Annotated in this window: 9 protein-coding genes; 5 read left to right on the plus strand and 4 right to left on the minus strand. The window is 58.1% G+C overall.

Going from position 1 to position 9,241, the window contains the following annotated elements; genetic code table 11:
* The 3 genes from ADK28_RS20435 to ADK28_RS20445 form a co-directional block, all read right to left on the minus strand.
* The coding region (locus ADK28_RS20435; RefSeq protein ID WP_048796523.1) for a leucine-rich repeat domain-containing protein at nt 1-826 on the minus strand (826 nt) is incomplete at its 3' end.
* 85 nt (nt 827-911) lie between these two features.
* Nucleotides 912-2,354 (minus strand): pyruvate kinase, encoded by a 1,443-nt coding sequence (pyk, locus tag ADK28_RS20440; RefSeq protein WP_004932339.1) that lies wholly within the window; start codon nt 2,352-2,354, stop codon nt 912-914.
* Nucleotides 2,355-2,543: 189 nt separating this feature from the next.
* Nucleotides 2,544-3,416: a MurR/RpiR family transcriptional regulator gene (locus ADK28_RS20445; protein WP_016927443.1), complete on the minus strand. Its 873-nt coding sequence runs from the start codon at nt 3,414-3,416 to the stop codon at nt 2,544-2,546.
* Nucleotides 3,417-3,863: 447 nt separating this feature from the next.
* Between ADK28_RS20445 and zwf the strand changes: the two genes are divergently transcribed.
* The 4 genes from zwf to mdtI all read left to right on the plus strand — a co-directional run bounded on the left by zwf (nt 3,864) and on the right by mdtI (nt 7,368).
* Nucleotides 3,864-5,339: a glucose-6-phosphate dehydrogenase gene (zwf, locus tag ADK28_RS20450; RefSeq protein WP_028127476.1), complete on the plus strand. Its 1,476-nt coding sequence runs from the start codon at nt 3,864-3,866 to the stop codon at nt 5,337-5,339.
* Nucleotides 5,340-5,489: 150 nt separating this feature from the next.
* Entirely contained in the window at nt 5,490-6,131 is a 642-nt protein-coding gene (locus tag ADK28_RS20455) for a bifunctional 4-hydroxy-2-oxoglutarate aldolase/2-dehydro-3-deoxy-phosphogluconate aldolase (RefSeq protein ID WP_033640104.1), read from the plus strand.
* 552 nt (nt 6,132-6,683) lie between these two features.
* Entirely contained in the window at nt 6,684-7,052 is a 369-nt protein-coding gene (gene mdtJ / locus ADK28_RS20460; protein ID WP_025303118.1) for a multidrug/spermidine efflux SMR transporter subunit MdtJ, read from the plus strand.
* Nucleotides 7,039-7,368 (plus strand): multidrug/spermidine efflux SMR transporter subunit MdtI, encoded by a 330-nt coding sequence (gene mdtI / locus ADK28_RS20465; RefSeq protein ID WP_016927446.1) that lies wholly within the window; start codon nt 7,039-7,041, stop codon nt 7,366-7,368. Before mdtJ ends, mdtI begins: the two co-directional genes overlap by 14 nt.
* A 62-nt stretch (nt 7,369-7,430) precedes the next feature.
* On the opposite strand, the gene ADK28_RS20470 is transcribed toward mdtI, so the two are convergent.
* Nucleotides 7,431-7,775: a RidA family protein gene (locus tag ADK28_RS20470; RefSeq protein ID WP_025303117.1), complete on the minus strand. Its 345-nt coding sequence runs from the start codon at nt 7,773-7,775 to the stop codon at nt 7,431-7,433.
* Nucleotides 7,776-7,908: 133 nt separating this feature from the next.
* Here ADK28_RS20470 and ADK28_RS20475 point away from each other — a divergent pair.
* A partial coding sequence (locus ADK28_RS20475; protein ID WP_414711767.1) for an ATP-dependent DNA helicase occupies nt 7,909-9,241 on the plus strand: 1,333 nt, incomplete at its 3' end.

Raw genomic sequence — 9,241 nt, forward strand, 5'->3', positions numbered from 1 at the left:
GGGTGAAATCATTCCAGCGCAGATCCAGCTTGCGCAGCCGGCTCAGTTCGCCGAGGCTTTCCGGCAGGTCGCTCAGGCGGTTGGCGCGCAGATCCAGGCTTCTCAGCGCCGTCAGCTCACCGATATTTTTCGGCAGGCGCGTCAGCTGATTGAAACGCAGGTTCAGCTCGCTCAACCGCGGCAGCCGGCAGAAGGCTTCCGGCAGTTCGGCGATGGCGTTGTTGGCCGCGTCGAGTATCTCCAGCTCACCGAGCTGTGCCATTTCCGCCGGCAGCGCGGTCAGGGCATTTTTCATGATATGCAGTTCGCGCAGCGCGCGCAGTTGCCCGATTTCGCCGGGTAGATTGCCGATGCGGTTGTTGTATAAACGCAGCTCCTGCAATGCCGCAAGCCTCGGTATCGCCAGAGGCAAAACGGCCAGGCGGTTGTCGGTCGCATTGAGGTAAACCAGCTGCTGTAGCTGCGCCAGCGAGTGCGGCAGATCGCTAAAGCCGTTGTCGCTCAGATAGAGGTATTTCAACCGGTGCAACTGCCCCAGTTCCTCGGGGAGTTCGCTTGCGCGATTGTGGCCAAAGTCGAACATCTCAAGCTGTTGCAACTGGCCAATTTCCGGCGGCAGGCGGTCGAGCTGATTGCAGGAGATGTTCAGCACCTGTAGATTGCGGTGCAGGAAGAGGGGGGCGGGGATGGCCGCCAACTGATTGTCGTACAGGCTTACCTTGCGCAGCGCGTGGCCGGCTAACTGTGACGCGTCGAGCTGCGTCAGGCCGTGGCCATCGAGATCGAGCTCATCACCGCTCGCTGCGGGATTGCGTTGGTGGAGCATGGTGTTCTCCGTCGTTTATGGCGGTACCGGGGCAAAAAAAATGCCGGCCAACGTGAGCCGGCCGGCATGTCGTCTGCGGTGTGGATTACTCGACGCGCAGAATACGGCTGGTATTGGTGGTGCCGACGGTTTCCATCACGTCGCCCTGGGTGACGATCACCAGATCGCCGGAGACCAGGAAGCCTTTGTCGCGCAGGCGATTGACCGCTTCATTGGCGGCGATCACGCCGTCTTTGTGGCTGTCGAAATACACCGGTGTCACGCCGCGATACAGCGCAGTCAGGTTCAGCGTGTGCTCATGGCGCGACATGGCGAAGATCGGCAGGCCGGAGCTGATGCGCGACATCATCAGCGCAGTGCGGCCGGATTCGGTCATGGCGATCAGCGCGGTGACGCCTTTCAGGTGGTTGGCGGCATACATCGAAGACATGGCGATCGCCTCTTCGATGTTGTCGAACTGTACGTCCAGGCGGTGTTTGGAAACGTTGATGCTCGGGATCTTCTCGGCGCCTAGACAAACGCGCGCCATCGCCGCCACGGTTTCCGCCGGGTATTGGCCAGCGGCGGTTTCCGCCGACAGCATGACGGCGTCGGTGCCGTCCAGCACGGCGTTCGCCACGTCCATGACTTCGGCGCGGGTCGGCATCGGGTTGGTGATCATCGACTCCATCATCTGGGTCGCGGTGATCACCGCGCGGTTCAGAGTGCGGGCGCGGCGGATCAGTTTCTTCTGAATGCCGACCAGTTCCGGATCGCCGATTTCGACGCCCAGGTCGCCACGGGCAACCATCACCACGTCGGAGGCCAGAATAATGTCGTCCATCGCTTCGTCGGTGCAAACCGCTTCGGCGCGCTCAACCTTGGACACGATCTTGGCGTTGCAGCCCGCATCGCGCGCCAGGCGGCGGGCATAGTTCAGGTCTTCACCGGTACGCGGGAAGGAGACCGCCAGGTAGTCGACGCCAATCTTGGCGGCGGTCACGATGTCAGCCTTGTCTTTTTCGGTCAGCGCTTCGGCCGACAGGCCACCGCCGAGTTTGTTGATGCCCTTGTTGTTGGACAGCGGGCCGCCGACGGTCACTTCGGTAAACACTTTCATGCCCTGAACTTCGAGCACTTTCAGCTGAACGCGGCCGTCATCGAGCAGCAGGACGTCGCCCGGCACCACGTCAGCTGGCAGGCCTTTATAGTCGATACCGACTTTTTCTTTATCGCCTTCGCCTTTTGACAGGTTGGCGTCCAGCAGGAATTTATCGCCCACGTTGAGGAAGATTTTGCCTTCCTTGAAGGTGGACACGCGAATTTTCGGCCCTTGCAGATCGCCGAGGATAGCGACGTGACGCCCCAGTTTGGCAGCGATTTCGCGCACTTTGTCAGCGCGAGCCTGGTGATCTTCCGGGCTGCCGTGGGAGAAGTTAAGCCGAACTACGTTGGCGCCGGCGGCAATGATCTTTTCCAGATTATTGTCGCGGTCTGTAGCCGGACCCAGGGTGGTAACGATTTTGGTTCTTCTGAGCCGTCTGGACATGTATTACTCCGTTGACTGGTGAAGCAAATATTGGTGTTGCGATAACGTCGGATAACGAAACCAGGCGTGAAATGTAATTTTACAACACTGATATTTCACCCGGGTTACCCGCATGAGCATGTTAACAGGGTACCGCCTCTGATGCCGTCATTCAAATGTCTGTTGAACGGCGATTTTTTCTTCGTCGGGTCACGAATCAAAACTGTTGGGAATGACCACGCCTTTATCAAAGCGCGATTCTTTGAGCGCTTCTTTGACCCGCTTCAAGTTATCTCTGAATTTAGCCCCTCGGCGCAAGGTAAATCCGGTGGCGAGCACGTCAATGAGCGTTAATTGCGCGATCCGCGACACCATCGGCATGTAAACGTCGGTGTCTTCGGGCACGTCGAGCAGCAGGGCCAGGGTCGCCGCTTGGGCGAGCGGGGTGTCGCGCGAGGTGATAGCCAGTACTGTGGCGTCGTTCTCTCGCGCCAGGTGGGCCATCTCCACCAGATTCTTGGTGCGGCCGGTGTGTGAGATCAGCACCACCACGTCGCCTTCGCCGGAGTTCATGCAGCTCATGCGCTGCATGACGATGTCATCGAAGTAGACCACCGGAATGTTGAAGCGGAAAAATTTGTTCATCGCATCGTGCGCCACTGCCGCGGAGGCGCCCAGCCCGAAGAAAGAGATCTTTTTTGCCTGGGTGAGCAGGTCAACCGCACGATTGATTGCGGCAATATCCAAATTTGCCTTTACTGTATCCAGGCTGGCCATTACCGATTCGAAGATCTTGCTGGTATAGGAATCGACGCTGTCATCTTCCTCAACGTTACGGTTTACGTAGGGCGTGCCGTTAGCCAGGCTTTGGGCGAGATGCAGTTTGAAATCGGGAAAGCCTTTGGTATCAAGGCGGCGGCAAAAGCGGTTGACGGTAGGTTCGCTGACGTCGGCCATGCGCGCCAGCGTGGCGATGCTGGAGTGAATGGCGGTCTGCGGGGAGGCCAGGATCACCTCGGCGACTTTCCTTTCAGATTTGCTCAGGCGTTCCAGATGGCTCTGGATTTTGTCCAGCGTATTCATATAACGAGAGTCACTCATGGTTTTATCCCTGTGGCTTTCAAGCAACAGCGTCGAATTTCGCCCGTGTTCGCCGTGCAAGCAGACGCCAAACGAGCGGCTGTAACCTGGAATCGATAGGGTATGTCGATTTCAAACAAAGGAGAAATCAATGCCGGTTTAGTGAAAATATACTACGTGCTGGTAACCGTTGGCAGTCTCGACACGGCGTATGCAGGGTTTTTTCACCAGAATATGACCTGTGTCTAACTTTCATAATGGTAACAGAGCGTCAAAAAAGACGAAAAATTACAGTTTTGCCCGTGGTGAGGGCGTTGGCGTAGATTGGCGCTTTCCACTGGAATCTTGAGGCCTTTTTTTCTGCTTTGCTCCGGGTTTGCTGGCCGTAGTCAAACAGAGTACATTAGTAATGTAAGAAAATTACAAATATCCTGCAACGAGGAGATGAACATGGCGGTAACCTCTACAGCCCAGGCGTGTGACCTGGTTATTTTCGGCGCGAAAGGTGATTTGGCGCGCCGTAAGCTGCTGCCTTCCCTGTACCAGTTAGAGAAAGCCGGACACATCCACCCGGATACGCGGATCATCGGCGTCGGCCGCGCGGAGTGGGATAAACAAGCCTATACCGAAGTGGTCAAGGAAGCGCTTGGCACCTTCATGAAGGAAAAACTGGATGACGAACTCTGGGCCACGCTAAGCGCGCGCCTGGACTTCTGCAACCTGGACGTCAACGACAGCAAGAACTTTACCAAACTGGGTAAAATGCTGGATCAGAAGCACCGCACCACCATCAACTACTTCGCCATGCCGCCAAGCACCTTTGGCGCCATCTGCAAAGGGTTGGGCGAAGCCAAGCTGAACCATGAGCCGGCGCGCGTGGTGATGGAGAAACCTCTGGGCACCGATCTGGCGTCCTCCCGCGTGATCAACGATCAGGTGGCGGAGTTCTTCAATGAGTCCCAGGTCTACCGCATCGACCACTACCTCGGCAAAGAGACGGTGCTGAACCTGTTGGCGCTGCGTTTCGCCAACTCGCTGTTCGCATCCAACTGGGATAACCGCACCATCGATTCGGTGCAGATCACCGTGGCGGAAGAGGTGGGCATTGAAGGGCGCTGGGGCTATTTCGACCAGGCCGGCCAGATGCGCGACATGATCCAGAACCACCTGCTGCAGATCCTGACCATGATCGCCATGTCGCCGCCGGCGGATCTGACGACCGACCGCATCCGCGACGAGAAGGTCAAGGTGCTGCGCTCACTGCGCCGCATCGATCAGACCAATGTCCGGGAAACCACCGTGCGCGGTCAGTACACCGCCGGCTTCGTCCAGGGCAAGAAAGTGCCGGGTTATCTGGAAGAGGAAGGGGCGAACAAGAGCAGCAGCACCGAAACCTTCGTCTCTATCCGCGTGGATATCGACAACTGGCAGTGGGCCGGAGTGCCGTTCTACCTGCGTACCGGTAAACGTCTGCCGACCAAATGTTCGGAAGTGGTGGTGTACTTCAAAAACCCGCCGCTGAACCTGTTCAGCGATTCTTACCAGCAGCTGCCGCAGAACAAACTGACCATCCGTCTGCAGCCGGACGAAGGCATCGAAATTCAGGTGCTGAACAAGGTGCCGGGGCTGGATCACAAGCACCGTCTGCAGACCACCAAGCTGGACCTGAGCTTCTCGGAAACCTTCAACCAGGAGCACGTGGCGGACGCCTACGAGCGCCTGCTGCTGGAGACCATGCGCGGCATTCAGGCGCTGTTTGTGCGCCGCGATGAAGTGGAAGAAGCCTGGAAGTGGGTCGACTCCATCATGGACGCATGGAAAGCCGACAACGAGGCGCCTAAGCCTTACCAGGCGGGCACCTGGGGGCCGGTGGCCTCGGTGGCGATGATCACCCGTGACGGCCGCTCCTGGAACGAGTTCGAATAATGCGTAATGCCGGCAGCCTGTCTGCCGGCTTTTTTTTGCCTGCGATCTGCGCGTGGGCCACATCACTTACGGTACGGCCGGACGTCCGCGCATGCGGAGCCCTGTGGCAGGGGCGTGCCATTGTTAACCGCGAGTAATGGAGAAATAACGATGAAAAACTGGAAAACCAGCGCCGAGCAGATCCTGACGGCGGGGCCGGTGGTGCCTGTTATCGTGATCAACAAGCTGGAGCAGGCGGTGCCGCTGGCGAAAGCGCTGGTTGCCGGCGGCGTGCGGGTATTGGAGGTGACGTTGCGTACCGCCTGCGGGCTGGAGGCTATCCGCGCTATCGCCAAAGAGGTGCCGGAGGCGATCATCGGCGCCGGTACGGTGATCAACCCGCAGCAACTGCGGCAGGTGACCGAAGCGGGGGCGCAGTTCGCCATCAGCCCAGGGCTGACCGAAGCCTTGCTGCAGGCGGCGACGGCGGGAACCATCCCGCTGATCCCGGGCATCAGCACCGTGTCTGAACTGATGCAAGGCATGGATCACGGCCTGCGCGAATTCAAATTCTTCCCGGCGGAAGCCAACGGCGGCGTGAAGGCGCTGCAGGCGATCGGCGGCCCGTTCCCGCAGGTGCGTTTTTGCCCGACCGGCGGCATTACGCCGAACAACTACCGCGATTATCTGGCGCTGAAAAGCGTGCTTTGCATCGGCGGTTCCTGGCTGGTGCCGGCGGACGCGCTCGAAAAAGGCGACTATGCGCGCATCACTGAACTGGCGCGCAGCGCCGTCAGCGGTGCCGCGTTGTAACCCGCACCAGGCCTGGGGTTGGCGCTTATTTGCTCACCCGCGGATCTCGCAAGGCTCAACGCTCCGTTGGGCCTTTTTTAATTTTTATCGCGATTAACTTTCTTATTTTTAACCCGTTTTTTTCTGCTTTTTCATGAAAACGGCAGTTTGCTTTCTTATTTGGGCTGTGGTAAAAATATCTCAGTTGAAAATTTTACTTTTATGAGGATATTGGGCAAATCGCACGGTGTGCGGCTGATAATAGAGAACTATTATGATGACTATTAACGGAACTACCCTCAGAACCTCTACGTGCCAACTCTTCCTGTCTGCAATCCTTGCCAGTGAGCATCACTGGTGCAGCGAACTATAGCGTCTTTCTCCCTTAACCGGTGCTGGTAGCGGGCTTAGGCCTTCGCGTCACCGTTCAGCCGGGCAAACATTCTTTTTGCGTTTGGGTCAATTTATCCCCAGGGATCTCTGCGTCTTGCGCGCCGCATGGCGGCCGTTCGACGAGATAAATCGGGATAAATATGCCTTGGCGCGCATTATTCGCCGTTTGGGAGAAAAATTATGATTTATTGGATCTTTTTAGGTTTGGCCATCATGACCGAAATCATCGGCACCTTGTCGATGAAATACGCCAGCGTCAATGGCGGCATGATCGGGCATATCGTGATGTACGTGATGATCACCGCGTCTTATGTATTGTTGTCGGTAGCGATAAAACGCGTGGCGTTGGGCGTGGCTTATGCGCTGTGGGAAGGTATCGGCATCCTGTTCATCACCCTGTTCAGCGTGCTGTGGTTCGACGAGCCCATTTCGGCGCTGAAAGTACTGGGCCTGGCTACGCTGATCGCCGGCATCATGCTGGTGAAATCCGGCACTCGCAAAGAGCGAAAACAGGTCAGCCCGCGAGGTGACAACCATGCAACAGTTTGAGTTGTACCACATTGGGTTCCTGGGGCTGGCCATCGTGTTGGAAATCATCGCCAACATCTTCCTGAAGATGTCGGACGGCTTCCGTAAAATTTGGCTGGGATTGCTGTCGCTGCTGTCGGTGCTCGGCGCGTTCAGCGCCCTGGCGCAGGCGGTAAAGGGCATCGATCTGTCGATCGCCTATGCGCTGTGGGGCGGTTTCGGCATCGCCGCCACCATCGCCGCAGGCTGGATCATGTTCGGCCAGCGGTTGAACGCCAAAGGCTGGATTGGCTTGGCGCTGCTGTTGACGGGAATGGTGATCCTTAAACTGTCCTGATAGCGGGCAATAAAAAACCGCAGACGGCAACGCCTGCGGTTTTTTTTCGTCTGCGCTCAGGCTTACAGCGCGGCGATGATTTTGATTTCCACCTTGTACTTCGGATTCATCAGCTGCGCCTGCACGGTGCAGCGCACCGGCGCGCTGCCGGCGACCACCCAGGCGTCCCAGGCGGCGTTCATCGCGGCGAAGTCGGCGCTGTTGGCCAGGAAAATGGTGGCATCCAGAATACGGCTTTTGTCCGACCCTACGCGTTCCAGCAGCACGTCGATGGCGGCGAGGGCGTTGGCGGTCTGTGCGGTCGCGTCGTCGTCCAGGTTCTCCGGCACGCTGGTGTAGTAAACGGTCTCGTTGTGCACTACGGCTTCGGACCAGCGCTGATCGGGATCAATTCTTTCGATATTCATTTGCTTATCTCCATATCATAGTCGCGCTAAGGGTAGCACAGCCGGTGATGAAAAAGCGCGGCGATAAAGTGGGTGGTAGCCGGGCGGCAGGCTTGGCATAATCACCGCTGAATGACACCGGCAGAGAGACAGCGTGACAGACGATTTTGCAACAGACGGCGCATTAGCGCAGGCTATCAAGGGATTCAAACCGCGTGAGCCGCAGCGGCAGATGGCGCAAGCCGTTACCGAAGCGATCAATTTCAAGCAGGAGCTGGTGGTGGAAGCCGGCACCGGCACCGGCAAAACCTTCGCTTATCTGGCGCCGGCGCTGCGTGCCGATCGCAAAGTGATCATCTCCACCGGTTCGAAAGCGCTGCAGGATCAGCTGTATGCGCGCGATCTGCCCACCGTCGCCAAGGCGCTGAAGTACAAAGGCAAGTTGGCGCTGCTGAAGGGGCGCTCCAACTACCTGTGTCTGGAGCGTCTTGAGCAACAGTCGATGGCCGGCGGGGAACTGGCGGGGCAGACGTTGATCGATCTGGTGCAACTGCGCAAGTGGTCGTCGCAGACCAAAGAGGGCGATATCAGCACCTGCAGCGAAGTGGCGGAAGACAGCTTCGTCTGGCCATTGGTGACCAGCACCAATGACAACTGTCTCGGCAGCGACTGCCCGCTGTATCAGGATTGCTTCGTGGTCAAGGCGCGCCGCCGTGCGATGGATGCGGATGTGGTGGTGGTAAACCATCACCTGTTCCTGGCGGATATGGTGGTGAAAGAGGGCGGGTTTGCCGAGCTGATCCCGGAAGCCGAGGTGATGATTTTCGACGAGGCGCACCAAATCCCCGACATCGCCAGCCAGTATTTTGGCCAGCAGCTCACCAGCCGCCAGCTGCTGGATCTGGCGAAGGATATCACCATCGCCTACCGCACCGAGGTGCGCGATGCCGCTCAACTGCAAAAAAGCGCCGACCGTCTCAGCCTGAGCACGCAAGATTTTCGCCTGAATCTGGGAGAGCCGGGATTCCGCGGCAATCTGCGCGACGTGCTCGGCGAACCCAACGTGCAGCGCGCTCTGTTGCTGCTCGATGATGCGCTGGAGCTGTGTTATGACGTGATGAAGCTGTCGCTGGGGCGTTCGGCGCTGTTGGACGCCGCCTTTGAACGTGCCACGCTGTACCGCGCGCGCCTCAAACGCCTCAAGGCGGTAACGGAACCGGGCTACAGCTATTGGTATGAGTGCAATTCGCGCCACTTCGTGCTGGCGCTGACGCCGTTGACGGTGGCCGACCGTTTCCGCGAAATGCTGGACGAGAAGCCGGGCAGCTGGATCTTTACCTCGGCCACGCTGTCGGTCAACGATCAGCTGGGCCACTTCACCGAACGGCTGGGGCTGACCAAGGCCAAAACGTTGCTGCTGCCGAGCCCGTTCGACTATGCCAAACAGGCGTTGCTGTGCGTGCCGCGCTTTTTGCCTTCGCCGAATC

Source organism: Serratia sp. 506_PEND (genome assembly GCF_001076875.1).
GTDB lineage: Bacteria > Pseudomonadota > Gammaproteobacteria > Enterobacterales > Enterobacteriaceae > Serratia > Serratia marcescens.